17 protein-coding genes, 8 tRNA genes and 2 pseudogenes are annotated in these 20,095 nt (G+C 34.9%); 9 read left to right on the plus strand and 18 right to left on the minus strand.

The features are described from left to right. Positions 1 to 620, plus strand: a 620-nt coding sequence (locus BU038_RS08765; RefSeq protein ID WP_107605712.1) for a hypothetical protein, incomplete at its 5' end; no start/stop codon positions are given. Between the two features lie 144 nt (positions 621 to 764). Here BU038_RS08765 and BU038_RS08770 read toward each other — a convergent pair. From BU038_RS08770 to BU038_RS08815, 10 genes are all read right to left on the minus strand, one after another. Next, positions 765 to 853 (minus strand) — tRNA-Ser (locus BU038_RS08770). Between the two features lie 48 nt (positions 854 to 901). Further along, a tRNA-Glu gene (locus BU038_RS08775) sits at positions 902 to 973 on the minus strand. 1 nt (position 974) lies between these two features. Continuing rightward, a tRNA-Asn gene (locus BU038_RS08780) sits at positions 975 to 1,049 on the minus strand. Positions 1,050 to 1,062: 13 nt separating this feature from the next. Continuing rightward, positions 1,063 to 1,136 (minus strand) — tRNA-Gly (locus tag BU038_RS08785). 11 nt (positions 1,137 to 1,147) lie between these two features. Beyond that, a tRNA-His gene (locus BU038_RS08790) sits at positions 1,148 to 1,223 on the minus strand. 23 nt (positions 1,224 to 1,246) lie between these two features. Next, positions 1,247 to 1,319 (minus strand) — tRNA-Phe (locus BU038_RS08795). 11 nt (positions 1,320 to 1,330) lie between these two features. Beyond that, positions 1,331 to 1,406 (minus strand) — tRNA-Asp (locus tag BU038_RS08800). 20 nt (positions 1,407 to 1,426) lie between these two features. Beyond that, positions 1,427 to 1,500, minus strand: a tRNA-Met gene (locus tag BU038_RS08805). A gap of 419 nt (positions 1,501 to 1,919) precedes the next feature. Then, positions 1,920 to 2,453, minus strand: coding sequence for a transcription repressor NadR (locus tag BU038_RS08810; RefSeq protein WP_107605713.1), 534 nt, complete (start codon positions 2,451 to 2,453; stop codon positions 1,920 to 1,922). Beyond that, positions 2,425 to 3,543, minus strand: coding sequence for a cysteine desulfurase family protein (locus BU038_RS08815; protein WP_107605714.1), 1,119 nt, complete (start codon positions 3,541 to 3,543; stop codon positions 2,425 to 2,427). Before BU038_RS08815 ends, BU038_RS08810 begins: the two co-directional genes overlap by 29 nt. Before the next feature lie 103 nt (positions 3,544 to 3,646). Between BU038_RS08815 and BU038_RS08820 the strand changes: the two genes are divergently transcribed. The 3 genes and pseudogenes from BU038_RS08820 to nadA all read left to right on the plus strand — a co-directional run bounded on the left by BU038_RS08820 (position 3,647) and on the right by nadA (position 7,106). Beyond that, entirely contained in the window at positions 3,647 to 5,221 is a 1,575-nt protein-coding gene (locus BU038_RS08820; RefSeq protein WP_107605715.1) for an L-aspartate oxidase, read from the plus strand. Beyond that, positions 5,172 to 6,005 (plus strand): carboxylating nicotinate-nucleotide diphosphorylase, encoded by an 834-nt coding sequence (nadC, locus tag BU038_RS08825; protein ID WP_107605716.1) that lies wholly within the window; start codon positions 5,172 to 5,174, stop codon positions 6,003 to 6,005. Before BU038_RS08820 ends, nadC begins: the two co-directional genes overlap by 50 nt. Next, positions 6,006 to 7,106: pseudogene (gene nadA, locus BU038_RS08830) on the plus strand (quinolinate synthase NadA). It begins immediately after the preceding gene. Between the two features lie 64 nt (positions 7,107 to 7,170). On the opposite strand, the gene BU038_RS08835 reads toward nadA, so the two are convergent. From BU038_RS08835 to hemE, 4 genes are all read right to left on the minus strand, one after another. Beyond that, positions 7,171 to 7,728, minus strand: coding sequence for an RBBP9/YdeN family alpha/beta hydrolase (locus BU038_RS08835; protein WP_107605717.1), 558 nt, complete (start codon positions 7,726 to 7,728; stop codon positions 7,171 to 7,173). Between the two features lie 272 nt (positions 7,729 to 8,000). Further along, entirely contained in the window at positions 8,001 to 9,398 is a 1,398-nt protein-coding gene (hemY, locus tag BU038_RS08840) for a protoporphyrinogen oxidase (protein ID WP_182676026.1), read from the minus strand. Continuing rightward, positions 9,391 to 10,347, minus strand: coding sequence for a ferrochelatase (gene hemH / locus BU038_RS08845; RefSeq protein WP_107605719.1), 957 nt, complete (start codon positions 10,345 to 10,347; stop codon positions 9,391 to 9,393). Before hemH ends, hemY begins: the two co-directional genes overlap by 8 nt. 40 nt (positions 10,348 to 10,387) lie before the next feature. Next, complete coding sequence (hemE, locus tag BU038_RS08850; protein ID WP_107605720.1) at positions 10,388 to 11,425, minus strand: uroporphyrinogen decarboxylase; 1,038 nt, start codon at positions 11,423 to 11,425, stop codon at positions 10,388 to 10,390. A gap of 332 nt (positions 11,426 to 11,757) precedes the next feature. Between hemE and BU038_RS08855 the strand changes: the two genes are divergently transcribed. Next, positions 11,758 to 12,261, plus strand: a complete 504-nt coding sequence (locus BU038_RS08855; protein WP_107605721.1) for a signal transduction protein TRAP — start codon at positions 11,758 to 11,760, stop codon at positions 12,259 to 12,261. A gap of 74 nt (positions 12,262 to 12,335) precedes the next feature. Here the strand turns inward: BU038_RS08855 and ecsB are convergent, their stop codons facing one another. After that, on the minus strand, positions 12,336 to 13,562 hold the full coding sequence (ecsB, locus tag BU038_RS08860; protein WP_107605722.1) for an ABC transporter permease EcsB: 1,227 nt from the start codon (positions 13,560 to 13,562) through the stop codon (positions 12,336 to 12,338). Beyond that, entirely contained in the window at positions 13,559 to 14,296 is a 738-nt protein-coding gene (gene ecsA / locus BU038_RS08865) for an ABC transporter ATP-binding protein EcsA (protein ID WP_023016252.1), read from the minus strand. The genes ecsB and ecsA overlap by 4 nt, the downstream gene beginning before the upstream one ends. A gap of 136 nt (positions 14,297 to 14,432) precedes the next feature. Here ecsA and BU038_RS08870 point away from each other — a divergent pair, with 136 nt between their 5' ends. The 4 genes from BU038_RS08870 to prsA all read left to right on the plus strand — a co-directional run bounded on the left by BU038_RS08870 (position 14,433) and on the right by prsA (position 17,331). Then, positions 14,433 to 14,858, plus strand: a complete 426-nt coding sequence (locus BU038_RS08870; RefSeq protein ID WP_107605723.1) for an HIT family protein — start codon at positions 14,433 to 14,435, stop codon at positions 14,856 to 14,858. Between the two features lie 67 nt (positions 14,859 to 14,925). After that, positions 14,926 to 15,396 (plus strand): YtxH domain-containing protein, encoded by a 471-nt coding sequence (locus BU038_RS08875; protein ID WP_107605724.1) that lies wholly within the window; start codon positions 14,926 to 14,928, stop codon positions 15,394 to 15,396. Positions 15,397 to 15,647: 251 nt separating this feature from the next. Next, positions 15,648 to 16,214, plus strand: coding sequence for a DUF3267 domain-containing protein (locus BU038_RS08880; protein WP_107605725.1), 567 nt, complete (start codon positions 15,648 to 15,650; stop codon positions 16,212 to 16,214). Positions 16,215 to 16,371: 157 nt separating this feature from the next. Next, a complete protein-coding gene (gene prsA, locus BU038_RS08885; protein ID WP_107605726.1) occupies positions 16,372 to 17,331 on the plus strand; it encodes a peptidylprolyl isomerase PrsA in 960 nt (319 codons plus the stop codon). Positions 17,332 to 17,397: 66 nt separating this feature from the next. On the opposite strand, the gene yhaM is transcribed toward prsA, so the two are convergent. Next, positions 17,398 to 18,339, minus strand: coding sequence for a 3'-5' exoribonuclease YhaM (yhaM, locus tag BU038_RS08890; protein ID WP_107605727.1), 942 nt, complete (start codon positions 18,337 to 18,339; stop codon positions 17,398 to 17,400). Continuing rightward, positions 18,336 to 20,095: pseudogene (locus BU038_RS08895) on the minus strand (DNA repair protein Rad50); the annotation flags it as partial. The pseudogene BU038_RS08895 and the gene yhaM, both read right to left, overlap by 4 nt.

Raw genomic sequence — 20,095 nt, forward strand, 5'->3', positions numbered from 1 at the left:
ACATAGAAAAGGATGAACCAATCATGAAAAAGTTATTTATACCGTTATTTAGTTCCCTATTACTGTTAACTGCTTGTGGTAATAGTGATGAAAGTAAAAAAGAAACTGCGAAAAACGAAACTAAAACCCATGAAAAAGAGAACAAAAAGAAGGAAAAAGCAAAGGAGAAGAAAAACGAACAAAATAGTGAACAAGAAAATAGTGAATCTACAGAACAAGCAAATGAAGGTGCTGTAAATGATCAGGAAAATATAGAATCATCAAATCCACAGCAAAATACTAATGAACAAGAAAATGGTCTTCAAGATAGTCAAGAAAATATACAAAGCCAAACAAACCAAACATCTAACAATAATCAAAACAGTAATATTCCTAATGGTGATGCAATGTTTGGTGAATATAAAGAAGATGGCACTTATTGTACAGTAGGTGGCTGTTTAACTCCTGAAGAACAGAAACAACAAGAGGAATTGAATTATCAAGAAATGGAAAAGTATGGATATAGTCGTGAAGAATATGATGCAATTCAAGAAGAAGGTGCCCGACTTCAACTTCAAAGAGATAACGGAGAAATCTCTAACGAAGAATTCACTCAAAAATATATTGATTTATATGAATAATCAACATCCTCAAAGTTTTTAGTTAGATTTAATAACTGATTTTCTCCATGGTAAGAATTTTGATAAATCAACTTAAAACAAAAACCACTCAGCCCTATTGCTATAAGAGGTTTGAGTGGTTATTTAATAACTAAATTAAATTAACGGAGAGTGAGGGATTCGAACCCTCGAGACGCTTGTGGCGCCTACACACTTTCCAGGCGTGCTCCTTCGGCCAACTCGGACAACTCTCCATGTATACAAATTAAAAAATCAGAAACGATAATTCGTTTCTGATTGAATGACTCCTACGGGACTCGAACCCGTGTTACCGCCGTGAAAGGGCGGTGTCTTAACCGCTTGACCAAGGAGCCGTGGCTCCACAGGTAGGACTCGAACCTACGACCGATCGGTTAACAGCCGATAGCTCTACCACTGAGCTACTGTGGAATAATAAGTAATTTGGAGCGGGTGATGGGAATCGAACCCACAACATCAGCTTGGAAGGCTGAGGTTTTGCCATTAAACTACACCCGCATTAACGATTATGGGGCGGCTGATGGGAATCGAACCCACGAATGTCGGAACCACAATCCGATGTGTTAACCACTTCACCACAACCGCCAGACAAATAATAAAAATAAGAATGGTTCAGGACAGAGTCGAACTGCCGACACATGGAGCTTCAATCCATTGCTCTACCAACTGAGCTACTGAACCTTAATAAATAATGGCGGTCCCGACGGGAATCGAACCCGCGATCTCCTGCGTGACAGGCAGGCGTGTTAACCGCTACACTACGGGACCCCTTGAAAAAAGAATATGTATTGCGGGAGGCGGATTTGAACCACCGACCTTCGGGTTATGAGCCCGACGAGCTACCGAACTGCTCCATCCCGCGGTAATATTATTAATCTTGCGACTTACCTATTCATCATATCACTGTTTGTTAACCAATGTCAAACCTTTTTTAACAAATTATGAATTTTATTTTCAAAACGTAAAAGTTGTTTTGAATTTGTTATCTCTTTTTTCAAGACAATACCTAGTATATCGACTTCCCTATCTTGCGTCAACCAGTTTCTGTTAGAAATAAGTGTAATAAATATATAATTGTTATAAATTTTTATATTTAGAGTGCAAATGGGCTCTTTTTATTTATAAATCAGTGCATCTCAAGCCTTCCTTTTGTAAATTTCTTTAAGTTTAATCCTCATACTTAAGTCTTTTCACTATGTTTGTGTCCCCTATTATATAAAATAAGCACCTTCAATTATGAATTAAGTTCACATTTGAAGGTGTCTATTTTCAGCTTTATATTCAAACCATTTCTTCACTTTCAGCGAGAAATCCTTTTTGATTCAAATCATCAATCGCATTATCTAAGATCTTTTCTGTGTCTGCAGATAATGTATGCAGATGAATACCATCTGTTAATTTTGCTAACATCGTTCCTTTAAAACGAGTCATTTCTTCTACAAACGCTTCAATATCATCTTCTGTTTCAATCATTAGTTCAGCTCGGATACTGCCATAGACAGGATGTTCCACAGAAACATCATCTATCATTGCGCCATTCTCTACGATAAGTCGCAATTCTTCTTCCATCTGATCATAGTCATGTTGACACATCACCACACGTTTACAACTTTTGCCTTGTGGTGCAATATCCATAAAATATCCTTTACTCGTAGAATTGATCGCAAATTCTTTCGTTTTTAAATGCGAGATATCTTTTACGATAATTTGTCGTGATACACCAAAACGTTCACTCAGTTCTGAACCTTTAATAGGTCGTGTCGAACTTTGCAAGATTTCAACGATTTCAGTTCGTCGCTGATCCGCTTGACTCATGGGCAGCCACTCCTTCTAATATTTTATCTATTTCATTAAAACATGTATCAATTTCTCCTAATGTTGAATTGCTTGAAAATGAAATACGTACATATTGATCTGCTTCATGATCTGTATATTTAATCTTCTCAATTAAACCCTCACTCAATAATAAACCATGACCGCACGCTGTACCAGTTGAGATACATATATTACGGCTAGATAAAGATTGCATAATATATTGACCTTCAAATTGCGGTGTTAACAATCCGATTATATGAGGTGCTTGTTGATCACTTTTTAACACACTGAATCCTGATGCTAATGCACGTTCAGTCGCATATTGATGTAATTTCGTTAAATGTTCATAGTCAGCATCTAATGATAAAGCTCTCGTCATTGCTAGGATACCAGGCACATCTAATGTACCATTACGTGTGCCTTCTTCATGAAAGTAATGAATATTCGTAGGTCGTACTGACTTATGTTCAATCAATAAAGTTCCTACACCTTTAGTACCTTTAAATTTATGACCTGAGAATGAATAAGAAGTAAAAGCTTCAATTGCTTTGTCTTCAATCTTTTGAACAGCTTGTACCCCATCCACATGGAATGGAATATTGTATGATTGTGCGAATTCAGCAATTTCATTTACTGGAAGTATATAACCAATTTCAGAATTCACGTGTTGCGCAATCATCAATACTGTTTCATCATCTACTTGTGCTTCTAAAGCTGCTAAGTCAATTGCACCTTCATTTGTTAAAGGCATTTCTACAATTTCAAATTGCTTTTTATAAGGTTCTAATGCTGCATAAATAGATGGATGCTCATAAGGTGAAACCAAAACTTTGCCTTCTTGTGCCTGTGATAAATAAATATCAATTGCGATTTGGTTTGCATGTGATCCGCTTGTTGAAAACAAAACTTCTTTATCCGTATTGAAATGTTTTTGAATATAATGTCGGCTAGAATTCAAAGCTTCTCTTGCCATCTCCCCACCGACATGTAAACTTTCACTGTTAAAAAATAACGTTTGTTGTGCTTCATTATATATTGCCAGCGCTTCTTTTGATGGTTGTGTTGTCGCTGCATTATCTAAATAAATCATATCTTTTCTCCCCCACTTGCAATTATCTTACTTTTATGACAAAATCATTGCATACATATATGTTAACATAATTGTATATATTAATGTAAATAGAGGTGTAAACATGAAACGTGTCATTGTCGTTGGGAGCGGAATTGCTGCACTCTCGTTTGTTCGTCAATTACAAGATGATATCGAAGTGATTTGTATCACTAAGGACAAGCTTGCTGAAAACAACAGTAATTTTGCCCAAGGTGGCATATGTTTTTCAAAAAGAGAAGAAGATGAAGCAATCAGCCATAGTCAAGATACTTACGAAGCCGGTGCTGAAATGGGAGATTTTAATGTAATCAAAGAAGTGATTACGAAAAGTTATCCTTTGATTCAAGCACTTGTTGATGAAGGTGTTCCATTCGATTCAAACCCAGTCACACATCATTTAGATTACGCAATGGAAGGTGCACACTCAGCTGCAAGAATCTTACATGCTGGTGGCGATCAAACAGGTAAGTATATCGCACATCATATGGTAGAACATCTTTCTCACCCGCATTTAACACTAATGGAATCAACAGAAGTGATTGATTTGATTTATAACCAGGAACAACAAGTCTGTGGTGTTCTCGTCTTAGATAGTTCTGATGAACAACAAATCATTGAAGCAGATAGTGTGGTATTCGCAACGGGAGGTATTAACAATCTCTTCCCTACTAATTCTAACATCCCACATACCGTTGCTTCAGGAAGTGTTGTCGCATTACGTCATGGCATCACTTTAGAAAGTATGGAAATGATTCAGTTCCACCCTACTTTGTTAGGAGAACCTGAACATGCCTATAGTTTGGTATCTGAAGCGGTTAGAGGTGACGGTGGTGTATTAGTCAATGAACAAGATATTCCATTTATGGATACTATACATCCCATGAAAAGCTTGGCACCGCGTGATGTGACAAGTCGTGCGATTTATCATCAACAACAAGAAGGTCATCAAGTATTCTTAGATATTAGTGCGATTTCAAATTTTGCGGAGCGTTTCCCTACTATTTACAAAGCTGTTCAAGCCCATTATCCTGAAGCGATTGCTAAACAACGCATTCCTGTGACACCAGGTGCGCATTATACGGTTGGCGGTATTAAATCAGAGATTGATGGCACAACAAGTCTTGAAGGCGTGTATGCGATTGGAGAAGCGGCATGTACGAACTTCCATGGTGCTAACCGCTTAGCGAGCAATTCATTGTTAGAAGGTTTAGTCATGGGTGCATTATGCGCTGAAAAGTTAAATCAAACTTTACAGCCAGTGAATCATAGCCATTTTAATCCAATATTCAAAATACCTTCTATCTCAGCTGACAAAGCTGCGCAATTACAACAAAAAAGTTTTGACATTTTAGGTGTAGAACGTAAAGGAATCAAAATGCAAAACTATTTAAAAGAAATTGAACAGACATTATTTGAAACATCTGAAACAGAATATGTCGATAAAGCAAAATGGCAACGTTATTGTATTGTCAAATTACTGCAAATCGTCTGTACAGCTGCCCTCGCCCGCCAAGAATCAAGAGGTGTACATTACAGACTAGATTATCCACATCAAGACAAACAATTACAATTTGAACTTATTGAAATCAATTCAGGAGGCATGGAACATGTTAAATCCACTACTCGTCAGAGAGAAAATCACTCAATATTACATTGAAGATAATCAATATGGTGATTTAGCAACACACATCTTTGATCAGACACAACAAGGTACTATGTACTTAAAATCAAAAGATAATGGTATCTTTTGCGGCGAAACTATTATTAAAGAAGGCTTTAAGTTATTAAAGAGCCATATCGATATCGAACAAAAAATCAAAGATGGTGATACGGTCGAACCTGGTGATATCATCGCTGAAATTACAGGACCTGTATACGTTTTGCTTACTATGGAGCGTATTGTCCTGAATTTAATTCAACGTATGTCAGGGATTGCGACACAAACACATCGCATCGCTGAAAAAATCGCACACACATCTACACGAATTGTCGATACAAGAAAAACAACACCGGGCTTAGGTATCTTCGAAAAATTTGCGGTAACTGTCGGTGGCGGTTTGAATCATCGTCGTTCTTTAAATGATGGATTGATGTTGAAAGATAACCATATCGCGTTCAGTGAATCAATGGAAATTGCGATTCAAAACGCTAAAAAAGTTGTAGGTCCAATGGATAAAATTGAAGTGGAAATTGAAAATGAAGAGATGCTTAAAACAGCTATCGATCAAGATGTAGATATTATCATGTTTGATAATCAGACACCTGAATGGATTGCTGAACATCTTAAAGCAGTTCCTCAGCATATTCAAACTGAAGCTTCTGGTAATATTAACGAAACTAATGTTGTTGCATACGCTGAAACTGGCGTAGATTTCATTTCAATGGGTGCTCTATTTTATGCGCAAAATGCGCTCGATATTTCTGCAAAGGTTGTGATTTAAATGTTTAACCCAATGTTATCTGTATCAAAGGAAATTCCTGAAAAATATCTCAAAATGTCAACTGAGGAGTTAGAACAACATATTCAATCTATTAAAGACGAATTAGGTGACCGCCTATTCATGCCGACGCATCACTATCAAAAAGATGAAGTCGTTCAATTTGCTGATATTACTGGTGATTCATTAGAACTTGCACGTATCTGTAAAGAAAATACAGCAGCTGAATACTTCGTATTTAATGGTGTTCACTTCATGGCAGAAACAGCTGATATCTTAACAGACGACCATCAAGACATTTACCTTCCAGATTTATCTGCCGGCTGTTCAATGGCAGATATGGCAAATATCACACAAGCTTTACATGGCTATGATGTTCTAACACAAGAATTCAACTTAGATATCTTACCTTTAACTTATGTCAATTCTACTGCAGCGATTAAAAAGTTCGTCGGTGAGCATGGCGGTTCATGTGTAACCAGCGGTAATGCGAAATCAGTTGTGGATTGGGCATTAAAACAAGGCAAAGTCATTTTATTCTTACCTGACCAACATTTAGGCCGTAATACAGCATATGATTTAGGCATTCCTCTTGAGCAAATGGCAGTGTGAGATCCAATTGCAAAAGAACTTGTTTACGAAGGCAAACTTGAAGATTTACGTATTGTTTTATGGAAAGGTCATTGTTCAGTCCATGAAAAATTCCATAAAGCGCACATCGATTTAGCACGTGAACGTGACCCTGAAATCAATGTAATTGTACATCCTGAATGTGAATTTGAAGTTGTACAAGCTGCTGATTATGCAGGTTCTACACGCTATATTATTGAAACAATCAAAAATGCACCAAAAGGTTCTCGTTGGTTAATCGGAACTGAAATGAACTTAGTGAATCGCTTGAAAGATACTTATACAGATATCACGATTGATTCATTAAACCCATTAATGTGTTCATGTTTGACTATGAATCGTATTGACCTCCCTCACCTTGCTTGGTGTTTAGATAAAATTTTAGATGGTAACCGTGACAACATTATCAAAGTTGATGCTGAAACAGCTAAATATGCGAAAGAAAGCTTAGATCGTATGTTAAGCATTACTTGATAATATGAATAAAGGTCTCTCTGGACGTTAGAATACGTCAGGGAGACCTTTTGTCTTGAATTATTTAATTAGCCATACGTTTAATCATATTATTTTTTAAAGCGAGGAATGTGTCATAGCCATCCTCAGTCGTAAAGTGACCCGCTTCTTCAATCACCTTTGTATCACCATCAAATGCTTGAACTAAACGTTCTGTATCTTGGTATGGCACATTCGGATCATCTTTAGACGCAATGCCATAGAAATAATCAATACGTGATTTCAAATCTTCAATGTCTAGCGTGACATCTGATGCACGTAACTCAGGATTAATACCTTCAGCATCTGGGCCAAACCCAGCAATACTAAAGAAACCTTCAATACGTACATCTGGATGTTGTTCTAAATACTTCAGTCCAGCAAGTGTACCGAAGCCATGTGTTACAAAATAAGTTTCATACTGTGTTATTTCAATTTGTTCATTTAACTGCTTTAACCATTCATCCATATCCACTGGCATAGCATGTTGGATATTAACGATATCTGAATGATAGCCTTCTAATCTCAAAGATTGTTCTAACCATTCATACCAATTCGAGTGGGCGTCAGCACCTTGAGCATGAATTAAAACAATATTAGTCATGTTCTTCACCTCTTGCTTTTTCAAAAAGAAAATGACCTGAAATGTCAGTTCGAATGTATTGGAAACCGTCTCCTATCTTCTGTGCTCATCAAAAGATACTTAGCGATTAACAATCGTCATTAAAACTTAGGTTCAGGTCATCTTTCTTTTGTGTATTTCTCATACCTATAATATAAAATCCATCATATTATCTCATCGTCTTCAATAATAAGATTAATCCTATTTGATAAAAAGGTCAATCATTTTCATTACAATTCTAAAAATCATAAATCTTATTGTACAACTTCAGCTAATGATTCTGCAGCATCTTTACCTTGTTGAATACAATCCGGTAAACCAACTGCTTCAAAAGCTGCACCTGTAATACGTAAGTGCGGATACGTATGTTTAATATGGTCTTGAATACGTCTCACTTGTTGAATATGTCCGACATGATACTGCGGCATACTTTTTGGCATGCGATGTACAATTGAAAATTCCGGATCACCTTTAATATCCATCATTTGACTTAAATCACGACGCACTGTCGCAACAATTTGTTCATCATCCATTTCTTCTAAAATGTTATCGCCAGGTTTTCCTACATATGCACGTAATAAGACTTTACCTTCTGGTGTTGTAAACGGCCATTTTTTACTTGTCCACGTACACGCTGTGATGCGTGTATCAGAAGTTCTCGCAATCACAAAGCCAGTACCATCATACGTATTGACAACATCTTTTTCATCAAACGCTAATACAACCGTTGCTACAGAAGTACTTTCCATTGTTTTAAAGTAATCTAATGCTGGATCTTCCGAGAACCACTGCATAAATGTTTGATGCGGTACTGTTACTAAGACACCATCATAAAAATGTTTTTCACCGTTATAAACAACATTATAGCCTTTTTGGAACCCAATAATATCTTCTACTTTAGTTTGGTATCGAATCTCTGTGCCTTGTTTAATAATCGCTGTAGTTAACGCTTCGATAAAAGAAGATAAACCATGTCTGAATTGTTTAAATTGTCCTTTTGGTGCACCAGGATATAATTGTTTTTTACGTTGGCGTAATAACTTTTCATGACGCATCCCTTTAATTAAGCTGCCGAACTCCTCTTCTCTTTCTTTGAAATTCGGAAATGTGCTCATTAAACTCAACTTATCGATATCTGTTCCGTAAATACCACCCATTAAAGGTTCAATCAGATTTTCTAATACTTCGTCGCCTAAACGTTGTCTAAAGAAATCTCCTACTGAGATATCTCCATCCATTTCAATCGGCTTCTTAGTTAAATCCATAGCGGCGCGTAATTTACCTTTCAATGAAATTAATTGTGTTGTCATAAAAGGTTTTAAATCTGTCGGAATGCCCATGATTGAACCGCCAGGTATTGGATATAAACGATTGCGCGCATAGATATATGATTGTCCAGTTTGGTTAGTAATTAATTCATCACCTAAGCCCACTTCTGTCGCAAGGTCAGTCATAATAGTTTTGCGACCTAAATAAGATTCTGGTCCTAATTCAATAGTAAAACCATCTTTACGATACGTTTGGATTTTACCACCTGTGCGATTTGTTGCTTCAATAATTGTGACATCATATTCAGGATGTGCTTTTTTTAAATAATATGCTGCGGAAAGTCCTGTAATTCCTCCGCCAATGACTGCGATGTTCTTACTCATTTGCATCCTCTTCTTTCGTTGTTAAAACATAATATACTTCATCAGCCATAGCACCGATAAAGAGCGGATGTGTATTCGGCATAGGTGGACGATGATAAGTTGCTCCGACTTCGTCGCAGACCACTTTACATTCATAATCATTATCATAAAGTACTTCTAAATGATCACAAACAAAACCTACTGGTGTATAAATGAAATGTTCATAGCCGTATTCTGCTTTTAAACTTCTTGTTAAATCTTGTACATCCGGTCCGAGCCATGGTGTGCCTGTGTTACCTTCAGACTGCCAACCTCTCGCTGTGTGTTGTATATTTGATAGTTCTTCTAATAATCTCGTGTTGTCTTTTAATTGCTCTGGATATGGATCGTTTGATTCTAAAATCATCTTCTCTGGCAAACTATGTGCTGAAACAACTAAGACAGTACGGTCATGTTCTTCTTCAGGAATGTCTGAGAGTGTTTGATTAATTTGTTTCACCCAATATTGAATAAATTTCGGTTGTTGATAGAAACTGTTCACATGCGTCAATTTAATACCATGCGTTTCTGCTGCTTTCGCTGCACGTTTATTATATGAACCTACAGAGAAGTTAGAGAAATGCGGTGCTAATACTGTGGTTACCGCTTCTGTAATACCATCTTGATGCATACGTTCAACTGCATCTTCAATAAATGGATGGATGTGTTTTAAACCGACATACACTTTAAATTCAATATCTTTCTCTTTAAACATCAGATTTAATTGATCTTTCAATGCCTCCGCTTGTTCATCTGTAATTTTAGCTAATGGAGACATACCCCCAATAAATTCATAACGATCTTTTAGATTTTGAACCTCTTCTGGTGTCGGTTTTTTACCGTGACGTATATCTGTGTAATACGGCTCAATATCACTTTCTTGATATGGTGTACCGTATGCCATCACGAGTAGTCCAATAGTTCGAGTCATATGAAACCCTTCCTTTACCGTTCATTTTACATTTTTATTATTATCGTTTTGTATAATCATGGACATAATCAGCAATTTTTTTCAACGTTTCTGGTTTCACTTCTGGGAATACCCCATGTCCTAAGTTGAAAATATGTTTGCCGTAAGCCATACCTTGATCTAAGATTTCATCTAGGCGTGGTTGAATAACCTCCCAAGGTGCTAACAACAATGAAGGGTCTAAGTTACCTTGAATTGTTTTTGTAACCCCTGCATCAGCAGTATCTTTGATTGTTGTACGCCAATCAATACCTAATACATCAATTGGTAATGAATTCCATTCCTCAATTAAATGTGTCGCATTCACACCAAATAAAATAACAGGTACATCATGTTCTGCTTTAATACCTTTAATCAAGCGTTCCATATGTGGCTTAATATAATATCTGAAATCTGGTGCATTTAATGCGCCAATCCATGAATCAAAGATTTGAATCAACTCAGCACCCGCTTCAATTTGTGCATTCGCATATGTGATAGACATATCTACTAAATGATTCATTAACGCAAACCATGTCGCTTCATCACGATACATCATCGCTTTCGTGAAGTGATAGTTTTTAGATGGTCCGCCTTCTATCATATAGCTTGCTAAAGTAAACGGTGCGCCGACAAACCCGATTAAAGGTACATTTAATTTTTCTTCTGTTAACAATTTAATCGTATCTAACACGTAAGGCACATCGCGTTTTGGATCAATTTGTCCTAGCTTTTCAACATCTTGGATTGTTTTGATTGTGTTATCAATCACAGGACCGATACCAGATTTAATCTCTACATCTACACCAATCGGTTTTAATGGTGTCATGATATCTTTATATAAAATTGCTGCGTCTGTCTGATAATGGTCTACTGGTAAATGTGTTACATAAGCACACAACTCAGGTTGATGTGTAATTTCAAATAACGAATATTTCTCTTTTAAGGCACGATATTCAGGTTGAGAACGACCTGCTTGTCGCATAAACCATAACGGTGTATGTTCAACCTCTTCTCCCTTAATCATCTTTAAAATTGTATTATTTTTTTGATGCACCACAGTATCCTCCCACAATTATAATCATTCTAATCTATTCTAGCATATCCGTAGAATACTCGTATTTTGTTGTTTATAAATGTCATAAAAAAGACATAGCCAATCACAATCGTGTTAACTTTTTCTACGTTTTTACTTTCTTTAGTTGCAACATATTATATTATGACATAATTTGGTAAAATCCTCATTGGTTCCGTTTTCAAAAACTGACACTTTTCTTTCTTTTCTATATCATCTTGTACCACTAATACTATATAATGAGATTACTAGCCTTTTTAATTGCTAGAAACTTATTTTTATTCTTAGTAGAATAATACAAAAAGGAGGAACGTGCCATGAAATTATACGCATCCTATGGTACATTCGGATACCTTAACCAAATTCGATTAAACAACAAAGATCATGACTTATTTTTATTTTCAACAAATGATTCATCCGTGATTTTTGAAGAAACTGATGAACAAACTGTGTTGAAAGAACCACTAAAATATGAAGTACTTTCAAGCATTAACGAACTTGAAGAAGAATGCTTCTATGCAGTTGTCTTTATCCCTACTTCAGAAAATCATATGTATCAATTAGAAAAACGCTTAACATCATTATCTTTAAACTTAGATAAGTTTCCTGGATTCAAATGTTACCGTTTCTTAAAACCGCTTAAAGGAACAACTTACAAAATTTACTTCGGTTTTGCAGAACGCTCTAACTTTGAAGATTTCAAATCTTCTCAAGTCTATCAAGATAACTTCTCAAAAACAGCGTTATCTCAATTCTTCGGTTCTAGCGGCCAACATTCAAGCTACTTTGAACGTTACCTCTATCCGGTGGATAAAGATTAAGCAAATGTATTTAAAAACAAAACAACGTCCATTAGCTTAAATGCTAATGAGACGTTGTTTTTATCTGTTTAAATTTAATCTTTTAATAAAGCTTCTTGGTATTTCAATTTCTTGATAATATTTCTGATTGTCAGCCAACCTACTATAAAGAATAATAATGCCAAATAAAAATGTGTCGGGAATAGGATAGCATAAGTTAAGAACAGTATTACACCAATACCAAACATAATATGATATAAAAACTGACCATAACCTTGGATCACTCTATCTTCAGGCACAGGCCAAACTTGCGGCCATAATCCATAGGCTTGTTGTGTATAGAACTGTGCTGTTTGAAGCAAAATAATATACATAAACAACGCACCGACAATTAATGAAATCCATTGATTGGACAGCCAAATCATTAATACGAGTGCAATTACGACTAATCGTAAAATGATGTTAAAAGCATCTTTACCTCTTAAAAAGCTACGTTTAAATAAAAATAAATACATATGTTTTGCGTTATATTGACTTGTACGTGGTCTTGGCAGTAAGAAATCCAGATAACGACGACGTACTGCCGCTGAACGCAGGTGTTTAACATCTGTGAACATATTGACGAATTTATAATAATTCATATGATGTTGTTGCTCAATCGCTACCAATGTTTCCCATGGCAACAAACGTTTCGCATTACTTTTCTTTAATACAATAATCCATACGATAAATAGTATAACAAGAAAGATACCAAACCATAGGTGTGCACCTAAAAAAATGGCATATGTGATTGTGAACAACAGCCATTGTACAACTTGCATAATCCATAAAGGTCTTTTTGCCTGCATCCATTCTAGTTTAGCTATCAACCCTAGATAGGGATAAATTAAAGCGGCTACTGCAAATAATACGAAGTATAGTAAATTGCCTTGTTCAAGTCGATTAAATAATGGAAATAGTACAATTAATGCAACCACTTGCAAAGTGACTCTATTTAAATAACTATAGAAAATACTATAATTCAAATAACTGCGCATATGCCGTTCGAATGGTAATAAGAACAAGCGGTCTGCCTCTTTGAATAATGTTCTTAATGGAAATATCGATATTACAGCAACCGCAATACTTGCTAATAATGCGTAAGGTATTCCATTTGGAATATGTTTAAGCCAGTTACCGTATCCTAATATAAATGCACCAAATAATATCAATAGAAATACTGAGAAGTGCCCATTAAAAATGAATTTATTGTAATAGGCTTTTTCCTTACTGATTGCTGTTCTTCTTTGGTTAAATAATTCTATTGCACGATGGTCTGTCATACGTTTTGACCACCTTGTGTCACATGAATATAGATTTCATCTAATGTTTTATCATGTAGACCTGTTTGTGCTCTAAGTTCATCCAAATTACCAAAGGCTACAATGCGGCCTTCATCAAGGATGATGAAGCGGTCGCAGTATCGTTCAGCTGTTGCTAAGATATGCGTACTCATTAACACTGTACGCCCTTCATTTTTCTTCTCTACCATTAAATCCAACATAGATTGAATACCAAGCGGATCCAAACCTAGAAATGGTTCATCGATAATATAAAGTTCAGGATTAACGATAAAGGCGCAAATAATCATAACTTTTTGTTTCATCCCTTTAGAAAAATGACTTGGGAAAACTTGGAGTTCCTTTTCTAAACGAAATGTTTTTAATAATGGCATAGCACGATCCATTGCGGTCTGTTTATCAATACCATAAGCCATAGCTGTCATATCGATATGTTCTTGTAACGTCAGTTCTTCATAGATGACAGGTGCTTCAGGAATATATGATAATTTATGTCTATAAGTTTCAATATCTTCTTTAATGTTGGTACCTGAAATTGAAAGTTCACCTGCTGCAGGTGTTAATAGACCGAGCATATGCTTAATTGTCGTACTCTTCCCTGCTCCATTAAGACCGATTAAACCTACAATTTCACCATTTTTTAATTCAAAACTAATATCTTGAATCACAGGTTTCTTACCATAACCACCTGTGAGATGTTCTACTTTAACAGTCATATTCATAACCTCCAACTGTTCTTTATTGTACCAAAAAGCACGTATTAACTCATAGAGAAATCATTCGTGACATGACGTTTAAAGGCGGGTAATGCTATAATGGACTTTAAGTAAACCTTTTAAGGAGTGAATTGTGATGTCAGAAACAATTTTCAGCAAAATCATTGATGGTGAAATTCCAAGTTATAAAGTTTATGAAGATGATTACGTTTATGCATTTTTAGATATTTCACAAGTAACGAAAGGTCACACTTTACTTGTACCTAAGAAAGCATCACCTAACATTTTCGAAACAGATCCAGAAACTATGCAGCATATCGGTGCAGCGATGCCAAAAATTGCGAACGCAATCAAAAAAGCATTTAATCCAGATGGCTTAAACATCATTCAAAACAATGGTGAATTTGCAGACCAATCTGTATTCCATTTACACTTCCACTTCTTACCAAGATACGAAAATGACGTGGATGGCTTCGGTTATAAATGGATTACACACGAAGAAGAATTAGGCGATGAAGCAAAAGCTAAAATTGCAGAAGAGATTCAAGCACAATTTGAATGATTACCGAAATTTCGGGTAATAACATACTATATCTAATTTCAACATCTTTAAATAAGGAGACTAACCTATGAAAGTAATTCGTATTTTAGGTGGATTAGTTGCTGGTACTGCTGCTGGACTTGCAGTCACTGCTTTTAATAAAAATAGTTCTAAAGCAGGTCAAACAGAGTTTGACGACAGCACACAAGCAATTAAACAACAATCATCAAATATTTCTAACTATGTTAATCAAATCAAAGATGGTACACAAGAAGTTAAAACCATTGTAGATGAAGTTAAAACTTTGATTAGCGACTTTATGAAAGATATTCAACCAAATATCAATCATATCCAAGAAAATATTCAAGATATCCAAAAACGCGGTGAAGTTATTGGTGAAACGGTACAAGGTATTACGAAAAGCCCTGATAAGAAAAACATCACACCGTATACACCAAAACAACAACCTATTGGTAAAGACCACCGAGAAACAGTACAACAAAATCAAACAGCTGCAGTTGAACCTAAAAAGAAATCAGTGGATACTGAAGCTGAATAATACCGAATTAAGATCAGAACAAATGCCAATTTGTTCTGATTTTTTTATAAATCTTAATCGTCTTGAACGTGCGATATTACAGCATTCTCCCCTCCTTCAGACATCACTCTTTAACTTCCATAAACTTCCTTATAAATAATACTTGACTCTTTTGTAAGAAAGATAGATAATACCTAAGTATTGATAAGAACTTAGAAAAATTATTCCTAAAAAAATGAACAAACAAATAAATAATGCGAGGAGGTATCGTGATGTTTTTATGCTCACGTCAAATTGATATTAATACAAGATTTGGCTTACCACGTATCTTTTTTATTGCAGTCGTAACAACTATTATCACATTTTTAATCAGCTATGAAGTATTGATATTTTTATCCAATAAAGAGATTACAGACCGGTACTTTTTCGTGTTTCTAATAGCGGTGTTATTGCTTTATCCAATTCATAAACTCATTCATCTGATTGTGTTAGCACCCTACTACAAACACTTTAAAAAGAAACGTCTAACTAAACGGCCTTGGATACCTTTATATAACTTATATGTCAGTACGCCAGTCAATAAATACTTATTCTGTTTATGCTTAATTGCGCCAGTGATTGTGATTACTGCAGTTAGTATTTATATGGCAACATTAATGCCGCAGTACGGTCATTACTTTATGTTCCTACTGTCATTGAACGCTGGTTTCTCAGTAATGGACTTTATGTATTTAAAATTGATTTTATTCTCGAATGAAGGCAGATACATTGAAGAACATTGCACAGGTTTTAACATCTTAAATAAATATGATATGCCTTTAGACACAAATTTTAATTAAGATTCAAACAGCACCTTGAACATGTATTTTCATGTTTGAGGTGCTTTTATTTTCTCATTATTTAATACTTTAGTCTGAAGACAACAGTAATGAATTTGTATCAGATTCATATTATGGTATATTAACATTGTTATATTTAGAAAAAGGAGACTGCGTTATGAAATCATTTAAAAAAGTTATGATTCCAATTACAGCAAGTGCAGTGCTATTAGGCGCGTGCGGGAATCATGCAACAGATTCTAAAGAAAACGTCTTAATATCTTCTAAAGCTGGAGATGTTAAAGTAGAAGATGTCATGAAAAAAATTGGTAAAGAACAAATCGCTAATAGTTCTTTTGAAATTTTGTTAGGCAAATTACTAGAGAAAAAATATGCTGACAAAGTTGATGATAAAGAAATAGATAAACAAATCAAAGATGAACAAAAACAATATGGCGGTAAAGACCAATTTGAAAGTGCTCTAAAACAACAAGGCATGACACTTAAAGATTATAAAGAACAAAAGAAATTACAAGCTTACCAAAAACAAATGTTGATGGACAAAGTTAAAGTGTCTGACAAAGAGCTCAAAGAAGATACTAAAAAAGCTTCTCATATCTTAATCAAAGTTAAATCTGATGATAAAGATAAAGAAGGATTAAGCGACAAAGAAGCGAAAGAGAAAGCAGAAAAAATCCAAAAAGAAGTGAAGAAAAATCCTGATAAATTCTCAGAAATCGCTAAAAAAGAATCTATGGATGAAGCAAGTGCTAAAAAAGGCGGCAGCTTAGATTATGTTATTAAAGGTCAAATGGTTAAGCCTTTCGATAAAGCATTGTTCAAATTGAAAGATGGCGAAATCTCAGATGTTGTTAAATCAGATTATGGTTATCATATCATCAAAGCAGATCAACCTACTGACTTCTCTTCTGAAAAAGATAAATTGAAATCACAAATTATCCAAAATAAAGTACAAAAAGATCCTAAGATTTTAGTGGAAGCATACAAAGATCTACTCAAAGAATTTAATGTCGACTTCAAAGATAGAGATATTAAAAAAGCAGTCGAAGACTCTATCTTAAACCCTGACAAATTAAAACAACAATCTCAAGGCGGCGAAGGTATGCAAACACCTTAATACGCCTTAAAGCTAAAAGAAAGCTGAATTCCATGCGGAATTCAGCTTTTATTATTGAGAGATAGTTTAATCTAGACTCTCTGGATTATAAAATTGTCTGTTCTCCATTGCGAATAAACGCTCAGTGAACTGCCCTTTTCTCGCTTTCTTGAAGGCTTTTTCAAACATATTCATTCTAGCATCGATATTATCAATATATGTTAAAATTTCAGCTTCTTTCAGCATCGGTAATTTAGGTGAACCATATTCAAGCTTACCGTGATGAGATAAAATCATATGTTTTAACAACATCACTTCTTCACCTTCTATACCTAACTCTTCTGCAGCTTTAGTCACTTCTTCACTCGCGATAGAGATATGCCCTAATAAATTTCCTTCAACCGTATAAGACGTTGCAACCGGTCCGCTTAACTCTTTAACTTTACCGATATCATGTAAAATCACGCCACTATATAGTAAACTTTTATTTAACATCGGATAAATGTCGCATAAACTTTTAGCTATCTTCAGCATAGTTAATACATGATAACTTAAACCACTCGCAAAGTTGTGATGAAAGGAACTTGCAGCTGGAAAAACATAAAACGTATCATGGTGTTTTTTCAACAAATGTCTTGTGAGACGTTGAAGTTTACTATTTTCGATTTCCAGTAAAAAGTAATCAATTTGTTCTTTTATTTGATCTGGTGTTAATGGCGCACCGTCAATAAAGTCTTGTGCTGATAATCCATCAGTAGGCTCAGCTAATTTAAATTGATTTACTTTCATTTGTTTACGCCCACGGTAATTAATTACATCACCTTTTGCGTGAATAATTGTTTCTGGTTTAAGGACTTCCATATCTTGCTTTGTCACTGTCCACACTTTAGCTTCAATTTCACCGCTTTTATCTTGTAAATACAAAGTCATGTAATCTTTACCTTGCGCAGTAACACCCTGTGCAGCACGATGAATCAAGAAAAAATGATCCACCGAATCGCCAGGTTGAAGCTTTTCTACATTTCTCATTTTTTGCCTCCTTCTTCTAATTTCTCTAGTACAACTGTTTGTTTAGTTGGAATGTTAGTATCTTTTGAACAAGTAAAGTATAAAATTTGATATTCTCTTGATAAAGTTTTCAAGTAATCTATCATAGCAGCTTTACGATGTTTATCAAAATGCACGAAAGCATCGTCTATAATAATCGGCATTGAATAATAAGGTTTTAAGATTTTGATTAAGCTTAAACGCAATGCAATGTATAACGCTTCTTTCGTCGATTGACTGATTTCATTCGGTTGATACATTTGACCATTACGATGCTTAACTCTGACATCCTCATTTTCATATGTGACTTGCGTATAATTATCATGCGTCAATTGTTTGAAAATCTCAGTTGCTTCATCAATAACTTGAGGTAAACGTTTATCTTTAATTTGTTTGATGTGTGCATCTACTAAAGCTTGTAAATAGCTGAGACTCGCCCAATCTTTCGCATTTTCATTCATTTGGTTTCTAAGCATATAATAACGATGACGCAATTGTGTTAAGGTATCATCTGTTTCCATATGCTTAATTTGTGCAGTTAAATCACTGACTTCTGATTGCAATGTCAGATACTTATCGTTATATTCATCAACTTGAGAAGCTAATCGATTATTTTCTTCTTCTAGTTGAACTTTCGTTTTATCACTTAAATCAGACGCTTCATCATACATCATGTTTTGATTTTCTAGATATTTATTAAGATCTTGATATCTGTTGTGGTTATCTTTATAAGTCACATAACGATGATGGTAACGGTAGTACGCTTCTTCGTCTCCAACTTTCACAAAGTCAAATAAACTGTTAATTGATTGGTTATGCTCTTCTAAGCGCTCATTCAATTGTTTTAATTCATTGTTTAATAGTTGGATATCTTCGTTATTGCGTGTCCATCTTGTTTGGTTTTCTTCTGCTTGTTTCAACCAACGATTTGTATCATGGAATAATGCAGCTGGTTTAAAATCATTAATTTGATTTTTTGTGACTGCTTGCGCGTGATTATAGAAATTATCAATTTCTGATTTTAATGCAGCATGCTGTTCTTGTAATTCAGTTACACGTTGTTTTAAAGATTGAATACGTTCAATCGTTTTAATACCATCAATTAATAAATCATCAGACATTTTTTCTGAAACAAATAAATCCGCTTTGACTTCCTGAATATTTTGATCATACTGTTCATGGCTTTGTTGTGCTTCTGCCAATTTATCTCCAGTTAATTCAATTTTAGAATTCAAGATTCCAATAGCTTTGTCTACACTATGATGTTGATTTCTCAAACGTGTTTGATCATCTAAATCAAAATCTAAGTCATATTTTTCTTCAAGTGCTGCGTTTTCTTGTTCTAATTGTGAAATTTCATTAGAGAATGTTTCGCTATGACCTATTTCTGACGACTTGAATAAAATTGCTCCAATCACAAAGCCTACCGCAGCAACAGCGAAGATAATCGCAAATAACAGTGCTTGCGTCACAAATGAGAAGACTGCTAAACCTGCACTCACAATCGCTAATACAATAAAGATAATCCTTGTTGTTTTTTGTTTACGATTTCTTTCAGCCTGTTCTGAATCAAAAGCCTCTTTCATTTTTTGATAAAGATTTTTCTTTTCATTTAATTCAATAGACTTTTGATTATATTCTTTTTTCTTTTTAAACACTTCGTCTGATACGAGCGCATCTTCAACTTGTTGTTTTTCTTCTTCGTTATTTGCTTGTTCAATTTGCTGTTCTTCTAAAG

Origin of the sequence: Staphylococcus simulans (assembly GCF_003043455.1) — a bacterium.
Classification (GTDB): domain Bacteria; phylum Bacillota; class Bacilli; order Staphylococcales; family Staphylococcaceae; genus Staphylococcus; species Staphylococcus simulans_A.

Coding starts and splice junctions, on each gene's coding strand:
- BU038_RS08810 (WP_107605713.1), bottom strand. CDS start 2,453: ATGAGTCAAGCGGATCAGCGACGAACTGAAATCGTTGAAATCTTGCAA.
- BU038_RS08815 (WP_107605714.1), bottom strand. CDS start 3,543: ATGATTTATTTAGATAATGCAGCGACAACACAACCATCAAAAGAAGCG.
- BU038_RS08820 (WP_107605715.1), top strand. CDS start 3,647: ATGAAACGTGTCATTGTCGTTGGGAGCGGAATTGCTGCACTCTCGTTT.
- nadC (WP_107605716.1), top strand. CDS start 5,172: ATGTTAAATCCACTACTCGTCAGAGAGAAAATCACTCAATATTACATT.
- BU038_RS08835 (WP_107605717.1), bottom strand. CDS start 7,728: ATGACTAATATTGTTTTAATTCATGCTCAAGGTGCTGACGCCCACTCG.
- hemY (WP_182676026.1), bottom strand. CDS start 9,398: ATGAGTAAGAACATCGCAGTCATTGGCGGAGGAATTACAGGACTTTCC.
- hemH (WP_107605719.1), bottom strand. CDS start 10,347: ATGACTCGAACTATTGGACTACTCGTGATGGCATACGGTACACCATAT.
- BU038_RS08855 (WP_107605721.1), top strand. CDS start 11,758: ATGAAATTATACGCATCCTATGGTACATTCGGATACCTTAACCAAATT.
- ecsB (WP_107605722.1), bottom strand. CDS start 13,562: ATGACAGACCATCGTGCAATAGAATTATTTAACCAAAGAAGAACAGCA.
- ecsA (WP_023016252.1), bottom strand. CDS start 14,296: ATGACTGTTAAAGTAGAACATCTCACAGGTGGTTATGGTAAGAAACCT.
- BU038_RS08870 (WP_107605723.1), top strand. CDS start 14,433: ATGTCAGAAACAATTTTCAGCAAAATCATTGATGGTGAAATTCCAAGT.
- BU038_RS08875 (WP_107605724.1), top strand. CDS start 14,926: ATGAAAGTAATTCGTATTTTAGGTGGATTAGTTGCTGGTACTGCTGCT.
- BU038_RS08880 (WP_107605725.1), top strand. CDS start 15,648: ATGTTTTTATGCTCACGTCAAATTGATATTAATACAAGATTTGGCTTA.
- prsA (WP_107605726.1), top strand. CDS start 16,372: ATGAAATCATTTAAAAAAGTTATGATTCCAATTACAGCAAGTGCAGTG.
- yhaM (WP_107605727.1), bottom strand. CDS start 18,339: ATGAGAAATGTAGAAAAGCTTCAACCTGGCGATTCGGTGGATCATTTT.